Origin of the sequence: Pseudomonas sp. PLMAX, from assembly GCF_046042685.1 — a bacterium.
GTDB lineage: Bacteria > Pseudomonadota > Gammaproteobacteria > Pseudomonadales > Pseudomonadaceae > Aquipseudomonas > Aquipseudomonas putida_AE.
In genome coordinates, this window is sequence record NZ_CP064949.1 from 2842598 (window position 1) to 2866599 (window position 24002).

Genomic DNA, 24002 nt, shown 5'->3' on the forward strand with positions numbered 1-24002 from the left:
CCAGTTCATTCGTTGTTCCATATGGTGGGAATAAGTCATGAAAGCAGGAGAGGGCACGGGTGCACTGGAGAAGGCGCTGGATGTGTTGGAGGCCGTTGGTTCCGCGCCTCGGGGCGTCAGTCAGGCCGAATTGGCAGGGCAGCTGGAGTTACCCAAAACCACGCTGTATCGAATCATCGCCAGCCTGGTGGAGCGCGGCATGATTCGGCGCGATCCGGTGCACAAGGTCTACCGGTTGGGGTTCCGTTATCTGGAACTGGTGCGCAATGCCTATCTGATGCCGGACCTGGTAGCGGCCGCGAGTTTCGAGTTGCGGGCCTTGCGCGATCTGACCGGCGAGACGTCCTATCTGGCGGTGCTCGATGGCAATCAAGTCAGATCTCTCGAGCGTTGCGACGGCGCGCACACCACGCGTTCGGCGGCGGCGCTTGGCCAGAGCAAGCCGTTGTATTGCACGGGTCAGGGCAAGGCAATTCTTGCGGCGATGGATGAAGCCGCTCGTGAGGCAATCATCAAGGGGCTGGTGCTGACACCGCTGACCGAACTGACCATTACCGATCGTCGACGCCTGCATACCGAGTTGCAGATCACCCGGGCCAGGGGCTATGCCATCGACGATGAGGAGATTGTGATGGGCGTGCGCTGCGTAGCCGCGGCGATTCGTGACAATGCCGGAAATGTCCGCGGTGCCCTGAGTGTTGCCGGACCGGCGTATCGTTTGACCCTTGAGCGTCTTGAACTGTTGGGGCCTGAAGTCAGCGAAGCGGCGAGACGGGTAGGGGCTCAGTTGAGCGAACCACGCATTCAAATCGGTGATACCGACGTCGAATTGATCGATTGCCCATGGTCTTTCAATGGCGCGTTTCCGCGCTGGTCGAAAACCCGCAATTGCCTGTTTTGGGCAGATACCCTGGCGCCTGCGATTCGCATGCTGGATGCCAATGGCGAACGTATTTTCGCGCGCCTCGAATCTCCGGTCGTGGCCATGGAGTTGCACAGCGAGGGATTGCTGGTCGCTCATGACCAGGGCTGGTCGCTGATCGACCATGACGGGGGTGAACATCCGTTGCCCGACTGGCCCGGTAAAACGCTGCTGGGACTGTGCAGTCGTCCTGATGGCAGTGTCTGGTCGTGCCTGGCGACCCATGCCGGATGCAAGGTGGGAGAGTTGAGTCAACACGGTGATCTGCGATCGACCTGGGAGTTTCAGGAGCGCATCACGTCCATGTGTTGGGATGAGCAGGGTCAGGCGTTATACGCCGTCGGGCCAGAAACAGGCTCGGTGTACGTGATGCAGGCAGGTAGTGTGAATGTTCGGCGCCTGGCCACATTGCCCAAAGGCTCGGGGCGGTTGAGCGGCCTGGCCCTGGATCGCGAAGGGGGTGTCTGGACCACATTGCGCGATGGCTGGAGTCTGGTGCGTTTTGCCGAGGATGGCAGCATTGATCGAATGATTGGTTTACCGGTTCCTGGGCCAACGGACCTGGCTTTCGGGGGCGAACACCAGGACACGCTCTACATCACCAGTGCTCGTCACGACATCCCGATGGAAATGCTGACCAACGCTCCGGGGTCGGGGCATTTGTTCAGCATCGATGTCAAGCAAGGAGGGGCATTGGCCAATGTCACAGGGTGGGCCGTTTGAAGTTGCAGCTACCCTAAGCATTCCTGGCCAGACGACCCTCTCTTCGTTGAGGCAACTGCGCCAGCCAAACCTAGGGGAACGTAGGTCAGGACGTTTGAATGACTGCTTAAGGGAGCTTGGGACTCTCTCGATCCAAACATTATCGAGGTACTCAAGGTTTCCTTTAGCCACATCATACCCAGCTCTACACAGATACAGCCCGCCACACCCGTCTAGGCGTTGTGGCGGGACTTTTCACATTTATCCTTAAGAACCTGGCGCTTCTAACTCTTTTGGAAACGGAGTGCCGGACGCATCCTGCATCGGCCGCGGCTCCCTCGCAATTTCTTCATGTGCCCGTGCTTCTGCTTGCGTCAAATTACGTGCTGCGTAAAGCAGTGCAAACAGGGTAATCGGCAATACAGCGAGAGAACACATGATGGCAAAGCGCAGGTCACCAGTGGCATCACTGATCAACCCGACGCAGTAGGGCCCCATGCCCAGACCAAAGATGTTCGGTCCCAGTGAGAAGGCGGCGAACGGCAGCGTTTGCAATTGACGATGGGCTGCGGCGACCAGCCTTTGTTCGCTGAAGCCCAGCGCCGTACTCCACAATCCGGCCATGCCCTCCAGGTAACGATTACCCTGGTTGTCGACGACATAAACCCCGTCGCCGCGCTCGATGATCAATGGCCCTTTCTCCTGGTGCGCACGCGCATCGGTGTAGGAGTGGAGGTGAAAATCGATATCGTTTTGAGCCCACGATTCTGTCGAGTGCGGCATGCACGGGTCCTTTGCAAGCGGTAGGTGAAATAGCAGTCAGTCGTCCAGTTCGAGCACCTTGGCCAGCTCAACGTAGTCCAGGCTCCACAAGGTGCCACCGCCCAATTTCTGGTTATGCATGGACCGGAAACCGGTCAGTTGCTGACCGCGTTTGCTAAGGGTTCGGGCCATTTCAAGTGGAACGGCGAACGGGTAGGCCTCTTCAGGTACCAGCCAGCCGGGGCAGAAGGCCAGGGCCAGTGCACGGCGTGGACGATCCGAGACGTTGGCGCCGCCACCGTGGACCATTTTTCCGGAGTAGAGAATGGCGTCGCCTTTTTCCATGACGGCTGGAATGGTCGGTGTGCTGTCGATACGCTCGCGATCATTGAAATCGGGCCAGGCATGGCTGCCCGGGATGATGCGCGTGGCACCCATTTCTTCGGTGTATTCCGAGAGTGCCACCAAACAGTTGCACATCACTTCTGGCCCAGCTGGGCCAAGGTTGCGAAACACCGGGTAGTTTTCCAGATCGCGGTGTAGGAACTGCTGCTTCTCACCAGGCTGGATTTCGATGATTTGCGCAGCGTTCATCCAATAGGCGTCACTGGTGTCCAGCATCAGTGTGTCGACATACGACAGCATGATTTCGTGGTCGAGCATCTCTTCGCGGAAAGTCTTGCTGCGGCGAATCAATTGGGTGATGCGTTTGGTTTTCTTGCCGGCGAATTCTTTCATCCATTCAGGACCGTCATAGCCTGCCGCCCAGTTGGAGACAATTGGGTCCATGTCGGCATTGAATCGCTCGACCTGCGCTTTGAACAGGCCCTTGATGATCACACCGCCGTCTTCGTCGATGATGCGCTTGACGATCTCAGGTGCTGTGCCGGCGGGTACTTCTCTGATTTTTGCAGGGGCTTGGATTTCAGTCGCGAGCATGATGTTCTCCGTTCGGTAGAAACTGTATGTGCTCCTGGAATCCCGCGGAGCATGACCAGATCATAGGTAGCACCGCCGGCGGCTAACAGGTGGCTGCCGGCCAAATTTCCGCACTTCTGTGGCCAGTCGTGCGCTTGGCTTTCAACCACAGAAGTTTGGCCACCGTGCACCTGTGCACCCACGGCGTTGCGATTCACCATCTCCCCCCAGTGGCCGAATTTACGGCTGGTAATTGATTGGCAGGAGACCCTCATGCGTGCAGATATCAGCTTCAAGACAACCGATGGCCTGACGCTCAAGGGCTGGCTCTTCACTCCACAGAACGGGGCTGACTCGCATCCGGCGATTGTCATGGCGCACGGCTTTACGGCGGTGAAGGAACAATACCTGGACCGCTATGCCGAGACGTTCGCCCGACAAGGTTTTGCGGTGCTGGTTTACGACAACCGTAACTTCGGCGCCAGTGAAGGGCTGCCTCGCCAAGAGGCCGATCCGCTGTTGCAGGTTCGCGACTACCGCGATGCAATTACTTATGTCAGCAGCCTCGACAAAATTGACGCTTCGCGGATCGGTATCTGGGGCTCAAGCTACAGCGGCGGCCATGTACTGCAAGTGGCAGCCTTCGACCGTCGGGTCAAATGCGTGTCCGCGCAGGTCCCGGCCATCAGTGGTTCCGCCGATGTGCGCATGGCCGTACGCCCGGACCTGATGCCTGGGCTGGTGGAGGCTTTCGAGTCCGATCGCGCGGCGCGTTATGCCGGTGATCATCCGCTACTGATGGAAGTGGTCAATGAAGACCCGAGGTCTGACTGCGCATTGCCAGGACAGGATTCCTACGACTACTTCATCGACAGCCATCGCAGCGTGGCACCGGCCTGGCGCAATGAGGTCACGCTCAAGAGTATCGAATTGCTCAACGAGTACGAACCGGCTTACGCGATTGACCGTATCAGCCCCACACCCTTGCAAATCATCGTCGCCCAGAAAGACACCGTCACTGTTCCCGACCTCGCGCTCAAGGCCTATGAGCGTGCGTTGCAGCCCAAGCATCTGGTGCTGCTCGACTGCGGTCACTTCGACCCATACCTGAGTGAATTCGAAGCCTCAAGCTCAGCCGCCGTCGAATGGTTCAAGCGTCACCTCTGATCAAGCCTACTGCCTTTGAAGGAAACACCTATGTCCGCTGCAATATGGCCGGAAGCCCACAGCCAATCCAAAGCCCTGTATGACCGCGCCAGTCAGGTCATGCCGGGTGGTATCACTCGAATCCTTCCGTGGCAGGAACCTTTCCCGGTCTACGCCGGTAGCGGTTCGGGGGCTTATGTCACCGATGTCGACGGCACGCGTCGGCTGGACCTGCTGAACAACTTCGCTTCGCTGATCCACGGTCATGCTCACCCGGCGATCGTCGCGGCGATCCAGGAGCAGGTGACCAAAGGCACAGCGTTTACGCTGCCGACCGAGCCTGAAGTCGCACTGGCCGAAACCATCTGCGCCCGCGCCGAAGGCTTCGAGTGGATTCGCTTCTCCAATTCCGGTTCCGAAGCGGTGATGTGCGCGATCAAGGCGGCTCGCGCGATCACCGGGCGCTCTAAAATCGTCAAGGCGGAGGGGGTCTACCACGGCTCTTACGATTATGCCGAAGTCAGCCTCGACTCATCGCCGGAAAACTGGGGTGACGACCCCCAGTCCATCGGCTATTCGAAGGGCACCCCTGAAGGCGTCAAGAACGACGTCGTGGTCATTCCCTTCAACGACGTAGAGGCAGCCGAACGGATCATCCTGGCCAACCGCGATGCCATCGCGGCGATCATCATCGATCCGGCGCCCAGCTACTTCGGTTTTGTGCCAGTGTCCCAGGCTTTCGTTGAAATGATCCGCCGGGTTTCGACCGAAATCGGCGCTGTGTTCATTCTCGATGAGGTCATCACCTTCCGCGTGCACAGCGGCGGGGCGCAAACCCGCTTTAACATCAAGCCGGACCTGACCGTACTGGCGAAAATCATCGGTGGCGGATTCCCGGTCGGCGCGGTGGCGGGCTCGCGCAAGTTCATGCAGGTGTTCGACCACCGTGAGGGCAAGCCGCTGTTGCCATGGAGTGGGACCTTCACCGCGAACCCGATCACCATGACGGCCGGAAAGATCGCCCTGGAACTGTATACCCAGGCCGAATCCGATCGTATGGACGTGCTCGGCGACCGCTTGCGCGCAGGGCTGACCCAGGCGTTTGCCAATGCTGATTTCCCTGGCCAGGTGACCGGCTTCTCGTCGATGTTCATGGTGTTTGGTCATCAGCGCGAGGTGCAGGACTACCGCTCCGGTTACTCCAGCAAGGAGGAAATGAAGTGGGTGACCGCGCTGCAACGCAATCTGGTGCTGGAGGGCTATCACATTGCCAAGACCGGCAAGGCGTTCCTTTCGACGGTCATGACCGAAGAGGACGTCCATGGCTTTATTGCAGCCACGGAACGCGCGGCAAAATTGGCGGTTGCACAACGCTGATGGCGTAGACAGGTCACGGGATTGAAAAAGGGGGGCACCACTGAGTGGATGCCCCTATTTTTTGGCGTTTGGAGCGGCAGCTCCTACATGATCGCGTAACCAACCGCAAATGTTTGCCCGGCGTATGGCGTGCTATCCGGCCGTGCAAAAAAAGGAGGCGCCCAGTGGGCGCCTCCTTTGATTGCTACTGCAGCCGCTGCAATCACTGAGCGGTGTAGGCGCCATCAACGGTCAACAACGAACCGGTCATCCACTGAGCGTCTTCCGAGGCAAGGAATGTCACGGCCTTGGAAACATCCTCCACGTTGCCGATACGCGGCCAGGGCGTCAGGTTTTCCAGCAGTGTCTTGATCTCGGGGTTGTCCAGTTCCTGGCGAACCATGGCCGTGGCGAGGAACCCCGGGCAAACGGCATTGACGTTGATCTTGTGTTGCGCAAAATCGACCGCCAACTGCCGGGTCAGGTTGTTCACGGCGCCTTTGGAGGCGCAGTAGGACGCCTCTTGAGCGAGGCCAACCAACCCGCCGATGGACGAGATGTTGACGATCTTGCCGCGGGTGCCAGTATCACTGACCTCCTGTTTCATCATCTGGGTAATCGCGAACTTGCACCCCAGCCAAGTGCCCTTGGTGTTGACGTTCATGGTCAGGTCGTAATCGGCCTCGGTTTCTTCAACGATGGTCTTGAGCTCAACCGCGACGCCTGCGTTGTTGATCATGATATCCAGGCGGCCAAAACGCTTTACGGCTTCCTGAACCAGATTGTCCATGTCGGCGAACTTGGACACATCAGCCTTGACGAAAATCGCCTCACCGCCGTTCTGGCAGATCAGGTCGTCGGTGTCGATGTGCAGGTCTTTTTCAAAGCCTTCCGGGCGGGCACTTTTGGAGAGATCCGAGCACACCAGGTGGGCGCCCTCTGCGGCGAGCGCCAGGGCGATGGAGCGGCCGTTGCCTGAGCTCGAACCGGTCACAATGGCTACTTTATTATTGAATCTCATTGAATCGCCTCCATCGGCAAAAACTGTGGTCAGGTGAGGGGATGTCCCTCGGTTTTGCAGCTGCAAGGGGGAGTGTATGAAGCGCCCGAGGGCTAAAACAGGTTCAAAAAGGACAGGCCGTTGCTGTTTGTTTACCCCGGAATCCTTACGGCTTCCGAGGTTGCACGTTCAACGGTGGGTGTTGAGTTTGCGGGCAATAAATTCAGCCGCCTGCTCGAGCAACTGGCGGCCGGTTTCTATTTTTCCGGCGCTAGTCAGTACACCGTGGGTATGCCCTGGCAAGTGGTGATGAACCACCTCGGAGCCGGCGCGGGCGGCGGCGCTGGCGTAAGCGATGCCCTCATCAGCTAGCGGGTCATGGCCCACGGTCGCGATGAACAGGGGCGGTTGTTTGCGGCCCTCGGCATGCAGCAGGGGAGATAGGCGCGCATCGCGCCAGTCTTGATCCTCAGTAGTGTATTGATCCCTGAACCAGTGCATTGATCGGGCTGTCAGGGGGAAGCCGCAGGTGATGCGTTGATACGACGGCTGGCTGGCGGTCAGATCGGTAACCGGATAAAACAGCACCTGCCCCTTGAACGTCATGCCCAGTGCCTGGCACGCGGGGTCGTTGGCCAGCACGGTGGCCATGTTCCCACCCGCGCTATCACCCCCAATCAACGCCCACCTGGGGTCGACCTTAAGCACTGACGCCTGGGTGGTGATGTACTGGATGGCTGCATAGCAATCATCCAGCGGCACTGGAAAACGGTGCTCCGGCGCGAGGCGGTATTGCACTGCGATGACCGTCGCGCAAGATTGATTGGCCAGCGCACGGCAGATGCTGTCGTGGCTGTCCAGGTTGCCAATCACCCAGCCACCACCATGGATAAAGACCATCACGGGCGTCACCACGTCTGCTGGCACGCCAATGGGGCGATACAGGCGCAGACTTGCCATTCCGTCAGTCACTGGGTAATCCAGCGTGCGGATGTCCGCGACGACCTCCGGTTCCAGGCCATTGCTGGCGCAAGCCTTGAGATAGTTCGCTCGCGCCTGCTCCAGCGTTACGTCCTGGAAAGATACTTCGCCACTGACCCTGAAGGCCCTGATCAAGTCGACTGCGTCAGGGGCGATCTGATACAGCGGAACAGGCTCAGCTATTGATCTGTTCATGAATACACAGACTCCCTGGCAACCAACAGACGATAATCATCCACCTTCCAGTCCGCCGCCAGTGCGCGGTACTCATCAACGGTGCCCGACCAGTTGTTGATGACCTTGCCGGCGGCGTTTTTGTACCAGCTGGAGCAGTCTGAGGAGAACGCCGAGGACTGCATATTGGTTTGCAGCGAATCGTTGTAGGCGTTGAAGGTGTCGGGCTTGACGTCGACTGCAGTGCGCGGATGTTCGCCGAGCCCTTTGACCGCCTGGATAATGTAGCGCTGCTGGATCTCGAGCATGGTAATGATCGAGTTGTGATTCAGGTTGGTGTTGGGTCCGTAAATCATGAACATGTTCGGGAAGCCCGGCACCGTCATGCCCAGGTAGGCTTCGGCACCTTGTGCCCAGCGATCGTGCAGGGTCTGGCCGCGGGTTCCGGTCACCTGCAGATCACCATGGAAAGCCTGGCTTTCAAAGCCGGTGCCGAAGATCACACTGTCCAGTTCGTGCAGCGTGCCGTTTTTGTCGATGATGCCTTCGGGGACGAACCGGTCGACGGCAGCCGTTTCCAGTGTCACGTTGCTGCGCATCAGCGCCGGGTAATAGTCATCGGAGCGCAGGATTCGTTTGCAGGCGAACTCGTAGTCCGGGGTCAGCTTGGCGCGAAGCGCTTCATCCGACACTTGCGCCGCCAAGTGGCCGGTGGCCATTTTGATGCCTTCCTGCTGTGCGTCGGTACCGTGACGGGTGCGTGCGAAGCCGTTTTCGCGAAAGGCGTGCAGGGTGCGCCGACTTTCTTCGTACAGCTGAGGTTGCGCGCTATAAGCATCCAGTTGCTCCCGAGAGAAGACTATCTGGTTGCGCGGCATGATCCAGTTGGCGCTGCGTTGGAATACTGTCAAATGACTCGCCTGCTTCGCCACCTCCGGCACGTACTGCACGGCACTGGCCGCTGCGCCAATGCTGGCGACTTTCTTGCCGGTGAGGTCCAGGCCCTCTGGCCATTGGGCCGAGTGAAAGGCGTGGCCGGTAAAGGTCTCCAGGCCCTTGAACGCCGGGATGGCCGGCTTGTTCAGTTGACCCCAGGCCGGGACGAAAAAACGCCCTTGCAAACGCCGACCGTCGGAGAGTTCGAAAGCCCAGCGGTTGGCCTGTTCGTCCCAGTGAGCCTGGCTCAGCTCGCTGTTGAGTTTGACGTGTTTCATCAAGTCATAACGAGCGGCCATGGCGTCCATGTAGCGCAGCAGTTCATCGCGGTCTGCATACATCTTGCTGACGCGAAGGTGAGGATAAAAACTGTAGCAGTACAAGTGTGACTCGGTATCGCAGGCGGCTCCGGGGTAGGCATTATCGCGCCATACCCCGCCAATGCGCGCGCCGCGCTCCAGGATGATGAAGTTGTCGATGCCTTGCATTTTCAGCTGGGCACCCATGCCCAGGCCGCCGAAGCCCGCGCCGAGAATGACGATGTCGTAGGAAGTTTGTGCTGTGTTCAACATGGATCGATTCCTCGTGAATAGGGACAATAAGGGGGCTGGTCAGAAGGCTTTTCGGTAAAGGGCCAACGCGTCCGCCTCGCGCACTTCGACAGGGTTGTTCATCAACAGGCGCTCCTGTTTCATGGCGTCATGGGCCAGTAGCGCCAGGCTGTCTTCGCGGACGTTGACGTCGCGCAGGCGACGCGGCGCACCGGAGCGGTTCATCAGGTCTTCCATGAATTCGACGAAGCGAGTCGCACGGGCAGTGACCGTCGCGTTGCTTGCGCCCAGCAACACGTCAGCCAGTTCCGCATAGAGCGGCGCCGCGGCACTCAGGTTGAAGCGCAATACCGGCCCCAGCATCAGCGCATTGGAAAGTCCGTGGGGGATGTGGTAATGGCCGCCCAGTGGATATGCCAGTGCATGCACTGCGGCGACCGGGGCATTGGCAAACGCTTGGCCCGCGAGCGTCGCGCCGAGCAGCATGGCCTCGCGGGCCAGGCGATTCTTGCCGTCTTCGCAGGCTCCGATCAGGTTGCGCGCCAACAGCCTCAAGGCCTCGCGGGCGAGGGCATCCGATACCGGGTTCTTTCGATGCCGGCTGGTGTAGGCCTCGATGGCGTGCACCATCGCATCGATACCGGTGGCGGCGGTGATCAGCGGTGGCAGGCCGGTGGTCAGCTCGGCGTCGAGGATGACCTTGTCGGCATACAGCTGGTTGGATACGACGCCCATCTTGGTCGTCTCACCTGTGGTCAGAATGGTGAGGTTGGTCACTTCCGAGCCGGTACCTGCCGTGGTCGGAATTTGCACCAATGGCAAGCGGGTGCCCTTGACCTTGCCGATGCCATAAAGCTCGGCCAGCGCCTGGTTGGAGGGGATCAGCACGGCGGCCAGTTTGGCAATGTCCATCGACGAACCGCCGCCCAGGCCCAGCACCAGGTCGACGTTTGCGGCTTTGGCCTGGCCTACGCAGTCGTACAGCACTGCTTCAGGTGGGTCGGCAACCACGTCGTCGAACACGCTGACCGCAAAGCCGGCCTCAACCAGTGAAGCCTTGGCCGCGTCGAGCAGGCCGGCGGTGTGCAGAAATTTATCGGTGACGATCAGCAGATTGCGCCGCTCGGTCCAGTTTCCCAAGATTTCGCCCAGGCGACGCGCGGCGCCCCACTCGGCGACGATCGAAGCAACGGTGTCAAAGGTGAAGGGTTTGAAGATGCTCATGAGTCCGGATTCCTGACAGGAGTGGGTTCGTAGTCGATGGGCCATTTAAGAGCACCGGCTTCTGGCGAGCTTCAACCTGAAGGTGGAATTTGCCTTTTGACAGGGTGGAGAAAGAGGGTTGGTCAAGGGCGGGGCGCAGAAATTTGTCCACCTTGAACCTGTTGCAATTCCACCCTGGGGTTGAAGATCGGAAAACGGCATCGCGCTATAAAAATGGCCAATAACGACAAGACTCAATGCCACTGGAGGAATGATGAATCTGCCTCATCAACCGAAGTTTCTGGCGAACACAGAAAGCTTTAGATCGTCGCCGCTGCTGATTGCAGGATTGCTCGAGGCGGGTGTACGCGCAGCGGGAGACAACGAGATCGTCTATCGCAACATCACCCGTTACGACTATCCGACGTTGAATCGCCGCGTGCACCAGCTGGCTCATGCGCTGAGCGAATTGGGGGTCAAGGGGGGGGATACAGTGGCCGTGCTGGATTGGGACAGTCATCGTTACCTGGAATGCTTTTTTGCCATTCCGATGCTTGGCGCCGTGCTGCACACGGTAAACGTGCGCCTGGCCCCCGAGCAGGTGCAATTCACCATGGCGCATGCCGAAGACACCTTTGTGCTGGCGCACCGCGATTTCATTCCGTTGCTGGAATCGATTGGCGCACATCTCCCTAGCGTTCGCGGGTATGTGCTCTGCGAGGATGAGGGGCCAGGACCTGAGACGTCGCTCACTGTGCTTGGCGAATACGAAGCGCTATTGGGCCGCCAACCGACGCATTATGACTTTCCCGAGTTTGACGAAAATGCGGTGGCGACCCTGTTCTATACAACGGGGACCACCGGCAACCCCAAGGGCGTGTACTTCACCCATCGCCAATTGGTGCTCCACACGCTAGTGGGTGCCAACGCACACGCCAGTGCCGGCGCGCCCTTGCTCAATCGCGACAAGGTTTACATGCCCATCACCCCGATGTTCCATGTGCACGCCTGGGGCGTGCCCTACATCGCCACGATGATGGGGTGCAAGCAGGTCTATCCAGGGCGATACGAACCCAATGTGTTGGCGTCGCTGGTGGTGAACGAGCGCGTCAGTTACTCGCATTGCGTGCCCACTTTGTTGGCCATGGTCCTGGGCGCGGCTGAAGCGACGGGCGTTGATCTCTCGGGCTGGCATGTGCTGGTGGGCGGCTCAGCGTTATCCGCCGGCCTGGCTCGCAAGGCTTTGGCCATGAACGTGGATGTGCGCGGCGCCTACGGCATGTCGGAAACCTGCCCGATCATTTCGCTGACCAGTTTGCCGGCAGGCTTTGCCGAGGATGATGAGGAGCAGCGGTTGCACTGGCGCTGTAGCGCAGGGGTGATAGCACCACTTGTTCAGATGAAGCTGGTGGATGAGCAACATCAGCCTTTGCCCCAGGATGGTCACCAGGTCGGGCAGTTGCTGGTCCGCAGTCCCTGGCTGACGCCTGGGTATTACAAAGATCCCAAAAGCAGCGAAAAACTCTGGCAGGGCGGTTGGCTGCACACCGGCGATGTTGCCAGTATTGACCCCAACGGGTTGGTGCACATCCATGATCGCCTCAAGGATTTGATCAAGACAGGCGGGGAGTGGATTTCGTCATTGGACATCGAAAGCCTGATCAGCCGGCATCCACACGTCAACGAATGTGCAGTGGTGGGGATACCGGATGCCCGCTGGGGAGAGCGTCCGGTTGCGCTGCTGGTTCAGGCCCCGTCGACCGATACGCTGGATGCCGATTCGATCAAGGCGCATTTGATGAGCTTTGTGACTCTTGGCGCGCTGTCAAAATGGGCCATTCCGACCGAGGTTCGTGTGGTGGGGGCGATTCCGCGCACCAGTGTCGGCAAGCTGGATAAAAAGTTGATTCGCACACAGTTCTGAAACCCCCGGGGGTAAGATTGCAGTCAACACTTGTTGTCCCAAGGCAATTGTCGTGAAGATACCGATCGATACGAGCAAGTTCCGCGCTGCAACCTTGCCCCGCACTCTGATAGCGAGGCCCAGGGTGATAGGGCAGATCGCCGTTGCGCTGGACGAGGACACTGCGCTGACTTTGCTGCGGGCGCCCTTGGGCTACGGCAAGTCTGTGCTGATGAGCCAGCTGCTGGAGCAACTGGGCACACCCCAGGGGTTTTATCGTATCGATCGCTCGGACAACGAACCCATCAATTTTCTGGGGCACCTGTATCAGTTGTTGCTCAAGCGCGTGCTGGCAGAAGGCACGGGCACGGAGCAGGCCTGGAGCGCTATCCGCAGCCACCTCGACAGCCTGACCGCGCCCTTTACGCTGTGTATCGACGATCTGCATCTGTTGCGCTCTGCGCGTGTGCTCGGTTATCTGGACGCATTGCTGCACCATCCTCCCAGGCAGTTGCGGATTGTCGCGGCGAGTGAAGGCCTGCCCGCGCTGGGTTTGACTCACCTGCGACGGGACAATCGGTTGCGAATGCTGGGCCCGCGCGAGTTGGCCCTTGATGGTGAAGAAACCCAGCAATTGTTGTTGGCCCAGGGCGTGGAGCTGGAGCCTGCGTTCGTCTATCGCTTGCAAGCTGGCAGTGATGGCTGGATCAGTGGTGCGCTGTTCTGGTGTGCGGCCTATCGCGACTTGCACATCATCGACAGTCAGCCTGAACGGCTGCAGCAAGCCATTCAGGCGTCCTACCAGCAAATAGCCTTGTTCATCGAAGAGGAGTTGCTGCGCCGATTGCCTCAGGGGCTGGTTGGGTTTATAGAGCGCACCTCGGTAGTGAATGCGTTCGATCTGGAACTGGCAAGGGTGCTCACAGGGGATCCGCACGCCGAGGGTCTGCTGCGCAAGTTGTTACAACTGGACCTTTTCATCGAAGAGCGTGTCGGTGAGCGCCTGCGTTATCAGTACCATCCAGCCCTGCGCCTGACAGCGCAACAACGACTGCGCCGTCGTGATAATTCCAGCCTGTTGCAACTGCATCAACAAGCGGCAGACTGGCTGTTGGCCAATGCCTATTATGCGCAAGCGGTCTATCAATACGGTCGCGCAAAAAACACCAAGGCGCTGTTTCGAACGGTGGAGCAACACACCTTCGACCTCCTGCGTGAAGGCGAAATCAATGCGATCGTCGATTTCCTCAGCCATGCGCTGCGTGGCAGCGATTCCGATCATCTGAATCTGGCCATGACCGAAGCGTCGACCTTGATCGTGACCAACGACATCGAGCGCACGCGCGCGTGTATGAGTGCGCTGAAGCGCTTGAGCGGGCAGTCCGGGCACCATCGCCAGGATCGCGTCATGCAAACGATCGCATTCCTGCGCAGTCATCTGGCGTGGTTGGGCGGTAACCTGCGCCATGGTGTGGATGTGGTGCGTGCTGCTCTTGAGCGTTATCCCGCAGCCAACGCGGCGACTGCCATCCTGCATGCCAACAGTGCCGGGTGCCTGGCGGCGCTGGGTCGCCTGGACGATGCCCAACGCCAGAATAACGAGGCCCTGAAGCAGTTGTCGGCATTGGGCTTCAAGGGCTATACCCATCGTTTGCACCTGCAGGCCGTAGAAATCGAGTTGGCCCAGGGCAAAACCGATCAGGCTCGGCAACGTTTCTTCGAAGGCTCGCTCGACCACGTCAGGGGCAAGGTGTCGGGCAATTTCTACGACGCGTTCTTGCACTTGGGGCAGGGGCTGATTCTGATGCAGCGCAATGAGTTGAGTGCCGCGTTAGTCAGCTTCGCCAAGGCGGAAAAAATAGCGATGGATTTCCCCCAGAGTGCCGCGCTGGCGCTGATCTTCCATCATCAGGCCTGTCTGTTCGACGCACTCGGCGATTCGGCCCGTGCCGTGATGCGGTGGGACCAGGCCAGGCGCCTCGCCGAGGAGTTCGGACAATGGCGCGTGTATCGTCTTGCGGGTGCCTGGCGGGTTCGGCACGCCGTTCGCCACGGCGATCAGGAGTTTCTGTTGAATTGGCTGCGAGAGTGGCATTGGTGCAAACGGCAATACGCCGAGGACGTGCAGCCCGACGAAGTGCTCGCCTATGCCTGGGTGCAGCGTCACCTCGGACAAAGAGCCGTGGTCGTGCAGCGCTTGCAAGCGCTGAACGAGCTGGCTGAAGAGCAGCATCACCGCCGCCTCAAGCTCGACCTGTTGCTACTAGAAGCAAGCATGGCCATGGACCAGAGCGATCAGCCGCAAGCCATGCGCCTGCTAGACGAGGCGGTTGCGCTGGCCTGTGAGTTCCAGTTGGGCCAATTGCTGCATTTTGAAGGGGCCGCCCTGAGCGATCTTTTCCAGCAGTTGATCGCCCCTGAAACACGCAAACAGTATGAGTTGCAACGGGACTTGCCCGACCCGCAACAGTTGAAGAGCTTGATGCCTGACCTGATGAGGCCTTTGCACAAGGGCCAGCGCTTGGCCGAACCGGTTACCCGCCGTGAGCGCGAGGTCTTGCAACGGATGGCCAAGGGGCAGGGCAACGCGCAAATCGCCGAATCCCTGTTTGTCAGCTTGAGCACGGTCAAGACCCATATCAACAATCTGTTTCGCAAGCTGGAGGTCACTGACCGCGATGAAGCCTTGCGCAAGGCCCGCAGTGTCGGGTTGCTGAGCTGACATCCTGCGCACTCCACCCTGGGCAGGTGGACAACTCCATCCCAAACTCCACCCTTGGTTTGACGAATTGCCAAGCCTGCGCTGATACAACATCAAAGTCGTTTTCGCTCATGACTCTTCACGGCGGGGTTCACTTTTATGTTGCTCAACGAACGCGATTTTCAGTTTCTACTCTACGAATTCCTCGACACCCAGGCCTTGCTCGAGCGCGAGCGTTACGCCGAGCATGATCGTGCGGTGTTCGATGCCACGCTGACGACCGCATGCCAGGTGGCGGCGGAGTTCTTCGCGCCGCATAACCAGAAGGGCGACCACAACGAGCCCACGTTCGATGGTGAACGGGTCAGCCTGATTCCTGAAACCAAAGCTGCCTGGGATGCTTTCGCCAATGCAGGGTTTCTGGCCGCGCACCATGACTTTGCGGACGGCGGACTGCAGTTGCCCGAAGTACTCCTGCGTGCCTGCATGGCGTATTTCAATGCTGCCAATATCGCCACCACCGGTTACCCGTTCCTGAGTATTGGCGCGGCCAATCTCATCAAGAGTTTCGCCTCCAGTGAGTTGCAACAGCGCTTCCTGCCGGCCATGTTTGCCGGTCACTTCAGCGGCACCATGGCCTTGACCGAGCCGGGGCAAGGTTCGGCGCTGGGTGACTTGCGCACCCGCGCAGTACCGGGCAGCGATGGCAGCTACCGGGTGTTCGGACAAAAGATGTTCATCTCCGGTGGTGATCACGAGATGACCCAAAACATCGTGCACCTGGTGCTGGCCCGTATCGAAGGCGCGCCTGCCGGGGTGAAGGGGATTTCGCTGTTTGTGGTGCCCAAGTTCAACGTGAACGCGGATGGCTCGCTCGGGCCGCGCAATGACGTCGCCCTGGCGGGCTTGTTGCACAAGATGGGTTATCGCAACACCACCTCGACCGTGCTGAGTTTCGGCGAGCGTGACGGCGCTATCGGCTACCTCGTGGGCGAAGCCAACAAAGGCCTGGCGTACATGTTTCAGATGATGAACGAAGCCCGCATCGGCGTAGGCCTGGGCGCCGCCAGCCTCGCGTATCAGAGCTATCTGCATGCGCTGGATTACGCCCGCGAACGACCTCAAGGTCGCCTGGCCAGTTTCAAGGATCCCTTGACGCGCCAAGTCCCAATCATCGAGCACGCCGATGTGCGGCGCATGTTGCTGATGCAAAAGGCCTATGCAGAGGGCTCCATGGCGCTGTGCCTGTACGCCAGCAGCCTGGTGGAGGATGCGCACACCGGTGGCACCGAACAATCCCGTGATGATGCGGCGCAATTGCTTGATTTGCTGACCCCGATGGTCAAAACCTGGCCTTCACGCTACGGCCTGATGGCCTCAGATCTGGGTATTCAGATTCTCGGTGGAGCGGGCTACACCCGCGAATACCCGTTGGAGCAGTTGTACCGCGATAACCGTTTGAACCCCATCCATGAGGGAACCGAGGGTATCCAGGCGCTTGATTTGCTCGGTCGCAAGCTGGGTGCGAAAGGCGGTCGAGGTTATGCCTTGTTCCTTGAACAAGTCGGGCACAGCCTGCATCAGGCCAGCAGCCTGAGTGAATGCGGTCTCCTGGGCCAGCAGTTGGCCGAAGGCCTGGTGGTGCTGCAAGACGTGACCGCCTCACTTCAGCAACAAGTCGCGGCCCACGCAGACCTGGGCCTGTCCAATGCCACGGCGTACCTGGACCTGTTCGGTCGGGTGCTGGTGGGTTGGGTGTGGTTGCGCCAGGCGATGCTTGCCGAAGGCGCCTTGCAGCGTGGTGTCGTCGGTGACGAGGTCAATTTCTACCGCGGCAAGTTGCACACGGCACGCTACTACATGCAGTGGGAGTTGGCGCCGTTGCACGGCATTGCCCAATTGCTCTGCGCCGGTAACAGCGCTTGCCACGACATGCAGAACCGTTGGTTCTGAGCCTCATTACATCAGCCTTCAGCTTTCAGGAATACGACCATGACAACACTGATTGACTACCGGTTGGACGGTGAGGTGGCCCTCATCGGACTGGCTCGACCTCCGGTTAACGCGTTGGGCCAGTCATTGCGTGAGGCGCTGGCCGAAGCATTCGAGCGGGCCATCGCCGATTCGCAGGTACGCGCCGTGGTTATTCATGGGCAGGGGCGAGCGTTCAGTGCCGGTGCCGATATCAGCGAGTTCGGTTCCCCAGCCGCGTTCGCGGCGCCTGGTCTGGCAAGCTTATTGAACAGACTGGCCGCATCGCCCAAACCGCTGATCGCCGCCATCTCCGGCACAGCCTTGGGCGGCGGTCTGGAAACGGCACTGGTTTGCGGTTACCGCATCAGCACTGCACAAGCCATCTTGGGATTGCCGGAAACCCGGATCGGGTTGTTGCCTGGCGCCGGCGGCACGCAACGCCTGCCGCGTCTGATTGGTGCCGAAGCGGCGTTGGAGATGATCCTGAGCGGTGAGCCAGTATCGGCGTCCCAGGCCTTGGCGCTAGGATTAATTGACCGGTTGATAGCAGACGGCGAAGACCTGGTGGCCGCAGCGACAGAGTTTGCCAGAAACCTGATTGCAGAATCGGTCCCTGCGCAACGACCTTGGCGCTTTAGCGATCCAGCTCAAGGTTTGCCCGCCAGGTTCTTCGAGGATTACGCAGCGGCACGAGCCCGTCGCTGGAAGGGGCAGTTGGCGCCTTTACTGGCGCTGGAGGCGGTGAGGGCAGCCTGTGCAGGTTCGCTGCAGGAAGGCTTGGCTATCGAGCAGGCGCTGTTCAAGCAGGTCGAGTCGTCTACGCAGTCGGCAGCGCTGCGGCATCAATTCTTCGCCCAGCGTGAAGCGTTGAAAACCTCCGGGGTAGACAAGAACACACCACTGTTACCGGTGGGCCATGTTGCCGTGATTGGCGCAGGCACCATGGGCGGCGGCATCGCCATGAACTTTGCCAACGCCGGTATTCCGGTCACCCTGCTGGAACTCAAGGGCGAAGCGCTGGATCGAGGGCTGGCGCATATTCGCAAGCAATACGACAGCAGCGTCAAACGCGGCAAGTTGACCGCGCAGCAGCTCGAAGTTCGTATGTCCCTGATCACGGGAACCCTGAAGTATGCCGACATTGCCCAGGTCGATCTGGTGATCGAGGCGGTCTTCGAAAGTCTGTCGATCAAGCAAAACGTCTTCCGCGCCCTGGATGAGGTGTGCAAGACGGGTGCAATTCTGGCTACCAACACCTCGACGCTGGACGTGGATCAGATTGCCGCCGTCACACGACGTCCGCAAGACGTCATCGGATTGCACTTTTTCAGCCCGGCAAACGTCATGAAGTTGCTGGAAGTGGTACGTGGCCGTGAGACATCGCCGCAAGTGTTGGCAACCACGCTGGATCTGGCGCGACGAATTGGCAAAACTGCGGTTGTTTCAGGTGTCTGCTTTGGCTTTATTGGCAACCGAATGCTGGAACCCTATGCGCGCGAAGCTCACCGACTGGTCCTCGAAGGCGCTACACCCGCTCAAGTGGACGGCGTGCTGACCGAGCTGGGTTTGGCCATGGGGGTGCTGTCGATGTACGACCTGGCCGGGATCGATGTCGGCTATCTGGTGCGCGAGTCCCGTCGTGAAGCAATTGCCCATGACACCAGCTATTTCAAACTGGCCGATGAGCTTTACGCCCATGGCCACTATGGACAAAAGACCGGTCGCGGGTTCTACCGTTATGAAGGGCGTGACCGTGTCGAAGACTATGAAGTGGTGGCCAGTGCAGAGGTGCTGGCCAGCGAACTGGGGATTACCCGTCGAGTGATTTCGAACGAGGAAATTCACGACCGCTGCCTCTTCATGCTGATCAACGAAGGCGTGCAGTTGCTGGATGAAGGTATCGCCGAGCGCAGCGGTGATATCGACCTAGTGTGGATCAACGGTTACGGCTTCCCGGCCTGGCTGGGTGGTCCCATGCATTATGCCGAGCAGTTGGGCCTGGGCCTTGTACTAGCAGGTATCGAGCGATACCGCGAACATCTGGGTGAATACGGCCAGATGTGGTTTCAACCGGCGTCCTTGCTGCAACGCCTGGTAGCTGCCAAACAGACTCGCATCCAGCGCCTGTAAGGCACGTACTCAAGGAATTCTGCACATGTCAGACGCTGTCATTCTTTCAACCGCCAGAACACCGATCGCCAAGGCCTTCAGGGGGGCATTCAATACCCTCAAGTCCCCCAGCATGGCGTCGTTTGCAATTGCTGCCGCCGTCGAGCGGGCGGGTATCGAGCCGGGCGAAATCGAGGATCTGGTCATGGGCACTGCGATGCCCTGCGGTACGGCAGGGTGGAATCTGGGGCGTATGAGTGCGTTGGCCGCCGGGTTGCCCTTGAGCGTGGCCGGGCAAACCATAGATCGCCAATGCGCCTCGGGACTCATGGCCATCGCCACTGCAGCCAAACAGATCATTCACGATGGCATGCGGGTGACCATCGGCGCAGGGCAGGAAAGTATCAGCGCCGTGCAAACCAGGAACATGGAGTGGGTGTTCGCTGAGCGTGATCCTCGCGTAGAGCAGCATGCCGTGCATGCCTATATGCCCATGTTGCACACCGCAGAGCGGGTTGCCCAGCGTTATGGCATCACCCGTGAAATGCAGGATGCCTACTCCCTGCAATCCCAGCAACGCACCGCCGTTGCCCAGCGGGAGGGGTTGTTCGCTGACGAGATCATTTCGGTCAGCACCACCAAGGCGGTGGTGGACAAGGTCACGGGTGTGCTCAGTCATCAATCGGTGACCCTGAACATGGACGAAGGGAACCGCCCGGGCACCAGTCTGCAGGACCTGGGCAACCTCAAGTCAGTAGTAGAAGGCGGCAGTATCACCGCCGGCAATGCCAGCCAGTTGTCTGACGGCGCCAGTGCTTGCGTGCTGATGGACGGGCGCCTGGCGCAGCAACGCAACCTCGAGCCCATCGGCCTGTACCGGGGTATCGCCGTGGCCGGGCTGGCGCCTGAGGAGATGGGGATAGGGCCGGTACTGGCGGTACCCAGGTTACTCAAGCAGCATGGATTGAAGGTAGACGATATCGGCCTCTGGGAACTGAACGAGGCGTTTGCCTGCCAGGTGATCTACTGTCGGGACAAGCTGGGGATCCCCAACGACCGACTTAATGTGAACGGTGGCGCCATTGCCATCGGCCATCCCTACGGGATGAGTGGTTCCCGGATGGTGGGCCATGCACTGCTGGAAGGACAACGTCGCGGCGTCAAATACGTCGTGATCACCATGTGTGTGGGCGGCGGCATGGGCGCCGCCGGCCTTTTCGAGGTGTTGTGATGAGTACTCTATTTTCGTTGAAAGGCAAGGTTGTACTGGTGACCGGTGCTTCCAGCGGGTTGGGCGCGCACTTCGCGCAGGTGGTCAGCGGGGCCGGTGCAAAAGTGGTGATTGCCGCGCGGCGAGTCGAGCGCCTGCAGGCGCTGGCCGAACAACTGCGCGGTCAAGGCGGTGAGGTGATTGCAGTGGCCCTCGATGTCACATCGCGCGCGAGTGTCGAGAGCGCCTTCGACCTGGCCCGGCAAACCTTCGGTGTCGTCGATGTGGTCATCAACAACGCTGGGGTGGGCGGTGCGGTCAAGGCGCTGGAAGTGACCGAGCAGGATTGGAGCACCATGATTTCCACCAACCTCGACGGTGTCTGGCGCGTGGCCCAATGTGCCGCGCAGCGCATGGCCAAGGAAGGGAAGGGCGGTAGCATCATCAATATCGCCTCCATCCTCGGTGAGCGCGTGGGTACAGGTTTGAGCCACTACTGTGCGGCGAAGGCCGGGGTGTTGCAGCTGACCAAGGCGCTGGCACTGGAATTGGCGCGTCATGACATCAGGGTCAATGCCATTGCACCCGGGTATTTCCAGACCGAAATGAACGACAGTTACTTCAATTCGGAGAAAGGCCAAGCCTATATCAAGTCAGCGGTGCCAATGCGAAAACTGGGTCAACTGGAGCAATTGGATGGCCCGTTATTGCTGCTTGCCAGTGCGGCGGGGAGTTTCATGACGGGGGCTACCTTGGCGGTGGACGGTGGGCACCTGGTCAGTTCGCTGTAACCGCGGCGGTTTGATTTGAATACCTGACGCAAACGCCAGGCATTTTTTTGCCCGTGGATTACTGAGCCGTGAATGCGCCATCCACTGTCAGCAGCGACCCCGTCATCCACTGGGCGTCATCCGAGGCCAGGAATGCTACAGCCTTGGCCACGTCCTGGGCCGTGCCGATTCGCGGCCATGGCGTCAGCGAATCGAGATGGGCCTTGAGCTGCGGGTTATCGAGTGCAGGTCGTACCATGGCGGTTGCAAGGAATCCCGGGCAGATGGCATTGATGTTGATTTTGTGTGCGGCAAAGTCCACTGCCAGTTGCCGGGTCAGGTTGTTGACCGCGCCTTTGGAGGCGCAATAGGCAGGTTCCAGGGCGAGGCCCACCAGGCCTCCGATCGAGGACACGTTGATGATCCGCCCGCGACAGCCGTCTGCACGGGGTGCTTGCTTGAGCATTTGCGTGATGGCGTACTTACACCCCAACCAGACGCCCTTGGCGTTGACGTTCATGGTCAGGTCGTAGTCTTCCTCGGTTTCGTCGACGATGGTCTGCAGTGTGGTGAAAATTCCGGCGTTGTTGACCATGATGTCCAGTCGTCCATAGTGCTCCACGGCTTGTTGGACCAGGTTCTGCATATCCGCTGAGTTCGCCGCGTCGGCCTTGACGAAGATTGACTGCTGCCCCGCACGACGAATCAGCTCGTCGGTGTCGACGTCGATGTCGGTTTCATAGCCTTCGGTGCGGGCCTGCCTGACGAGATCCGAACACACGACGCGAGCGCCCTGGGTAGCGAGAGCCAAGGCAATGGCGCGCCCGTTGCCAGAGCTGGTGCCGGTGATCACGGCGACCTGATCCTTGAAACGCATGGGTTAATCCTCTACTTGATTATTGGATTTGTCAGAAGATGCAAGAGCGTCTTAAAGGTGCTCGCGAAACCATTGGCAGGCCGCACCGCTGGCGGCGTCGAAGTCTTGGGTGTATGCATCGAAATGCCCACCTTTGAGCGTCAACAGACGCTTGGGCTCAAGTGCCCGCTCGTAGGCGGCGAGGGCTTGGTCGGCGGCGGTCAGGTGGTCGGTCAGGCCGACAATCATCAGCAGCGGCGTCGGGCTGATGTGCGCAATATGGGCGCCGGGTTCGTAATCGAGAAACATCTCGATCGAGCGCAAGGTGACCTCGTTTTTCCACGAAGGGGCTCTGTCCCGGTGAGTCTTCGTGAACCACGCCCAGGAATCGGCGGTGGGCAGGGCGCTGGGCGCAGCAGGATCTTCAGCCACCACTGGGCTCATGGCTGGGGCGTGGCCGGCGTAGCGCTGACGGCGGTCTTCTTCGCACAGGGCCTGGAAGCCTGCGATGTAGTCGGCACGAATCAGCCGTCGCGCGTTGTCATGGCCGCTAATCAGTGGCACCTGCGACACAACCGCCTTGACGCGTCGGTCCTGCGCCGCCACCACCAGCGCGTGCGCGCCTGAATAACTTGAGCCCCACACACCGATGCGATTGGCGTCGGTTTGCGCAAGGCTTTGGGCATAGGTGATGGCATCGCGGTAGCCACGGATTTGCAGGATCGGGTCGATTTCCTGACGAGGCAAGCCGTCGCTGGCGCCAAAGTTGCGATGGTCATAGACGATGCTCGCCAGGCCCGCACGGGCGAAGACTTCGGCGAAGCTGTCCAGGTACATTTCCTTGACTGCGGAATAACCGTGGGCGATGACAACGGTCGGGAAGGGGCCTGTGCCGGTGTCTGGAAGGTAATGCCAGCCGCGCAGGGTGACGCCGTCGTCAGTCTTGAATTCGATGTCGTGTCTCATTGCCGTGTGTGCTCCAGAAAGTCAGACCGAGTAGCGCGAAAGGGTTTCACCACCATCGATGCGCACCAGTGCGCCATGGATGTAGCTGGAGCGCTCGGAAGCCAGGAACACCGCCAGGTCGGCGACATCGGCGATTTCACCCCAGCGCTTGAGCGGGATGCTTTCACTGAAGTCGTCGACATAGCCTGGCTGTTCCATCAGGGCGCGGGTCAGTGCGGTCTTGGCGTACGTCGGGCATATGCCATTGACGCGTATGCCTTCATGGCCGTATTCGATGGCCAGGCAGCGGGTCATGTTGGCCTGTGCGGCCTTGGAAATGTTGTACACCGACTGCCATGGGTGACCCTGCAGGCCCGCCGTGGATACCAGGTTGATGATGTTGCCGCCGCCACCCTGTTGCAGGAATGCCCTGACCGCGGCTTGGGCTCCAAAGAAGGTGCCCTTGACGTTGACGTTCATGCAAAGGTCCAGGTCCGCTTCGGAAAACTCGTGGATCAGTTTGCCGTCGCGATAGACCCCGGCATTGTTGATCATGATGTCGATGCGTCCGAACCGGCGGGTAGCGGCTTCGACGAGCGCGGTGAGGTCTTCGCTGCGAGTCACGTCGCAGCGCTGATACAGCGCCTGGCCGTCTCGCCGGGTGATCAACTCGGCGGTTGTGAACTCAGGCTGTTCGTCGAAGCCGCCAGGGTTGCTGGCCTCGTTGATGTCGCCTATCACCAAAAAGGCGCCTTCCTCGGCCAGCTTCAGCGCGATGCCCCGACCCAGGCCCGTGCTTGCACCGGTAATCACTACGACTTTCTCGGTCAGTTTCATATCCATCAAAGGACTCCTTCTTCTTGTTGAATCAATGGAGACAAAG

18 protein-coding genes are annotated in these 24002 nt (G+C 59.6%); 9 read left to right on the forward strand and 9 right to left on the reverse strand.

Going from position 1 to position 24002, the window contains the following annotated elements:
- Positions 1-37 precede the first annotated feature (37 nt).
- Positions 38-1645 carry an IclR family transcriptional regulator C-terminal domain-containing protein gene (locus DKB71_RS13245; RefSeq protein ID WP_408600663.1) on the forward strand — a complete coding sequence of 536 codons (1608 nt, stop codon included), beginning with the start codon at positions 38-40 and terminating at the stop codon, positions 1643-1645.
- A gap of 246 nt (positions 1646-1891) precedes the next feature.
- On the opposite strand, the gene DKB71_RS13250 is transcribed toward DKB71_RS13245, so the two are convergent.
- Together DKB71_RS13250 and DKB71_RS13255 are read right to left on the reverse strand one after the other, a co-directional pair.
- Complete coding sequence (locus tag DKB71_RS13250) at positions 1892-2407, reverse strand: aminotransferase class III-fold pyridoxal phosphate-dependent enzyme (RefSeq protein WP_408600664.1); 516 nt, start codon at positions 2405-2407, stop codon at positions 1892-1894.
- Between the two features lie 36 nt (positions 2408-2443).
- Complete coding sequence (locus DKB71_RS13255; RefSeq protein WP_168758473.1) at positions 2444-3325, reverse strand: phytanoyl-CoA dioxygenase family protein; 882 nt, start codon at positions 3323-3325, stop codon at positions 2444-2446.
- A 252-nt stretch (positions 3326-3577) separates the two neighbouring features.
- On the opposite strand from DKB71_RS13255, the gene DKB71_RS13260 reads away from it, so the two are divergent.
- Entirely contained in the window at positions 3578-4471 is an 894-nt protein-coding gene (locus DKB71_RS13260; protein WP_408600665.1) for an alpha/beta hydrolase, read from the forward strand.
- Between the two features lie 30 nt (positions 4472-4501).
- Positions 4502-5827, forward strand: a complete 1326-nt coding sequence (locus tag DKB71_RS13265) for an aspartate aminotransferase family protein (protein WP_408600666.1) — start codon at positions 4502-4504, stop codon at positions 5825-5827.
- A 202-nt stretch (positions 5828-6029) separates the two neighbouring features.
- Here DKB71_RS13265 and DKB71_RS13270 read toward each other — a convergent pair whose 3' ends face one another.
- The 4 genes from DKB71_RS13270 to DKB71_RS13285 all read right to left on the reverse strand — a co-directional run bounded on the left by DKB71_RS13270 (position 6030) and on the right by DKB71_RS13285 (position 10672).
- Entirely contained in the window at positions 6030-6827 is a 798-nt protein-coding gene (locus tag DKB71_RS13270; protein ID WP_408600667.1) for an SDR family NAD(P)-dependent oxidoreductase, read from the reverse strand.
- A 168-nt stretch (positions 6828-6995) separates the two neighbouring features.
- Positions 6996-7982, reverse strand: coding sequence for an alpha/beta hydrolase (locus DKB71_RS13275; protein WP_408600668.1), 987 nt, complete (start codon positions 7980-7982; stop codon positions 6996-6998).
- Positions 7979-9469 (reverse strand): flavin-containing monooxygenase, encoded by a 1491-nt coding sequence (locus DKB71_RS13280; protein WP_408600669.1) that lies wholly within the window; start codon positions 9467-9469, stop codon positions 7979-7981. The genes DKB71_RS13275 and DKB71_RS13280 overlap by 4 nt, the downstream gene beginning before the upstream one ends.
- A 39-nt stretch (positions 9470-9508) precedes the next feature.
- Positions 9509-10672, reverse strand: a complete 1164-nt coding sequence (locus DKB71_RS13285; protein ID WP_408600670.1) for an iron-containing alcohol dehydrogenase — start codon at positions 10670-10672, stop codon at positions 9509-9511.
- Positions 10673-10925: 253 nt separating this feature from the next.
- On the opposite strand from DKB71_RS13285, the gene DKB71_RS13290 reads away from it, so the two are divergent.
- From DKB71_RS13290 to DKB71_RS13315, 6 genes are all read left to right on the forward strand, one after another.
- Positions 10926-12575, forward strand: coding sequence for a fatty acid--CoA ligase (locus DKB71_RS13290; RefSeq protein ID WP_408600671.1), 1650 nt, complete (start codon positions 10926-10928; stop codon positions 12573-12575).
- A gap of 124 nt (positions 12576-12699) precedes the next feature.
- Positions 12700-15276, forward strand: a complete 2577-nt coding sequence (locus DKB71_RS13295; RefSeq protein ID WP_408600672.1) for a LuxR C-terminal-related transcriptional regulator — start codon at positions 12700-12702, stop codon at positions 15274-15276.
- A gap of 138 nt (positions 15277-15414) precedes the next feature.
- Positions 15415-17208 (forward strand): acyl-CoA dehydrogenase, encoded by a 1794-nt coding sequence (locus DKB71_RS13300; protein ID WP_408600673.1) that lies wholly within the window; start codon positions 15415-15417, stop codon positions 17206-17208.
- 39 nt (positions 17209-17247) lie between these two features.
- Positions 17248-19359, forward strand: coding sequence for a 3-hydroxyacyl-CoA dehydrogenase NAD-binding domain-containing protein (locus tag DKB71_RS13305; protein ID WP_408600674.1), 2112 nt, complete (start codon positions 17248-17250; stop codon positions 19357-19359).
- 25 nt (positions 19360-19384) lie between these two features.
- Entirely contained in the window at positions 19385-20569 is a 1185-nt protein-coding gene (locus DKB71_RS13310; protein ID WP_406590881.1) for an acetyl-CoA C-acyltransferase, read from the forward strand.
- Complete coding sequence (locus DKB71_RS13315; protein ID WP_408600675.1) at positions 20569-21339, forward strand: SDR family NAD(P)-dependent oxidoreductase; 771 nt, start codon at positions 20569-20571, stop codon at positions 21337-21339. Before DKB71_RS13310 ends, DKB71_RS13315 begins: the two co-directional genes overlap by 1 nt.
- 58 nt (positions 21340-21397) lie before the next feature.
- On the opposite strand, the gene DKB71_RS13320 is transcribed toward DKB71_RS13315, so the two are convergent.
- The 3 genes from DKB71_RS13320 to DKB71_RS13330 are packed head-to-tail and all read right to left on the reverse strand — an operon-like array spanning position 21398 to position 23962.
- Positions 21398-22195, reverse strand: coding sequence for an SDR family NAD(P)-dependent oxidoreductase (locus tag DKB71_RS13320; protein ID WP_406590883.1), 798 nt, complete (start codon positions 22193-22195; stop codon positions 21398-21400).
- Between the two features lie 51 nt (positions 22196-22246).
- On the reverse strand, positions 22247-23140 hold the full coding sequence (locus DKB71_RS13325; RefSeq protein WP_406590884.1) for an alpha/beta hydrolase: 894 nt from the start codon (positions 23138-23140) through the stop codon (positions 22247-22249).
- Between the two features lie 21 nt (positions 23141-23161).
- The gene (locus tag DKB71_RS13330) at positions 23162-23962 is read right to left on the reverse strand and encodes an SDR family NAD(P)-dependent oxidoreductase (protein ID WP_406590885.1); all 801 of its coding nucleotides are present in this window, start codon (positions 23960-23962) and stop codon (positions 23162-23164) included.
- Between the last annotated feature and the right edge of the window lie 40 nt (positions 23963-24002).

Coding starts and splice junctions, on each gene's coding strand:
- DKB71_RS13250 (WP_408600664.1), bottom strand. CDS start 2,407: ATGCCGCACTCGACAGAATCGTGGGCTCAAAACGATATCGATTTTCAC.
- DKB71_RS13330 (WP_406590885.1), bottom strand. CDS start 23,962: ATGGATATGAAACTGACCGAGAAAGTCGTAGTGATTACCGGTGCAAGC.
- DKB71_RS13320 (WP_406590883.1), bottom strand. CDS start 22,195: ATGCGTTTCAAGGATCAGGTCGCCGTGATCACCGGCACCAGCTCTGGC.
- DKB71_RS13255 (WP_168758473.1), bottom strand. CDS start 3,325: ATGCTCGCGACTGAAATCCAAGCCCCTGCAAAAATCAGAGAAGTACCC.
- DKB71_RS13310 (WP_406590881.1), top strand. CDS start 19,385: ATGTCAGACGCTGTCATTCTTTCAACCGCCAGAACACCGATCGCCAAG.
- DKB71_RS13270 (WP_408600667.1), bottom strand. CDS start 6,827: ATGAGATTCAATAATAAAGTAGCCATTGTGACCGGTTCGAGCTCAGGC.
- DKB71_RS13285 (WP_408600670.1), bottom strand. CDS start 10,672: ATGAGCATCTTCAAACCCTTCACCTTTGACACCGTTGCTTCGATCGTC.
- DKB71_RS13245 (WP_408600663.1), top strand. CDS start 38: ATGAAAGCAGGAGAGGGCACGGGTGCACTGGAGAAGGCGCTGGATGTG.
- DKB71_RS13300 (WP_408600673.1), top strand. CDS start 15,415: ATGTTGCTCAACGAACGCGATTTTCAGTTTCTACTCTACGAATTCCTC.
- DKB71_RS13275 (WP_408600668.1), bottom strand. CDS start 7,982: ATGAACAGATCAATAGCTGAGCCTGTTCCGCTGTATCAGATCGCCCCT.
- DKB71_RS13305 (WP_408600674.1), top strand. CDS start 17,248: ATGACAACACTGATTGACTACCGGTTGGACGGTGAGGTGGCCCTCATC.
- DKB71_RS13290 (WP_408600671.1), top strand. CDS start 10,926: ATGAATCTGCCTCATCAACCGAAGTTTCTGGCGAACACAGAAAGCTTT.
- DKB71_RS13325 (WP_406590884.1), bottom strand. CDS start 23,140: ATGAGACACGACATCGAATTCAAGACTGACGACGGCGTCACCCTGCGC.
- DKB71_RS13260 (WP_408600665.1), top strand. CDS start 3,578: ATGCGTGCAGATATCAGCTTCAAGACAACCGATGGCCTGACGCTCAAG.
- DKB71_RS13315 (WP_408600675.1), top strand. CDS start 20,569: ATGAGTACTCTATTTTCGTTGAAAGGCAAGGTTGTACTGGTGACCGGT.
- DKB71_RS13265 (WP_408600666.1), top strand. CDS start 4,502: ATGTCCGCTGCAATATGGCCGGAAGCCCACAGCCAATCCAAAGCCCTG.
- DKB71_RS13280 (WP_408600669.1), bottom strand. CDS start 9,469: ATGTTGAACACAGCACAAACTTCCTACGACATCGTCATTCTCGGCGCG.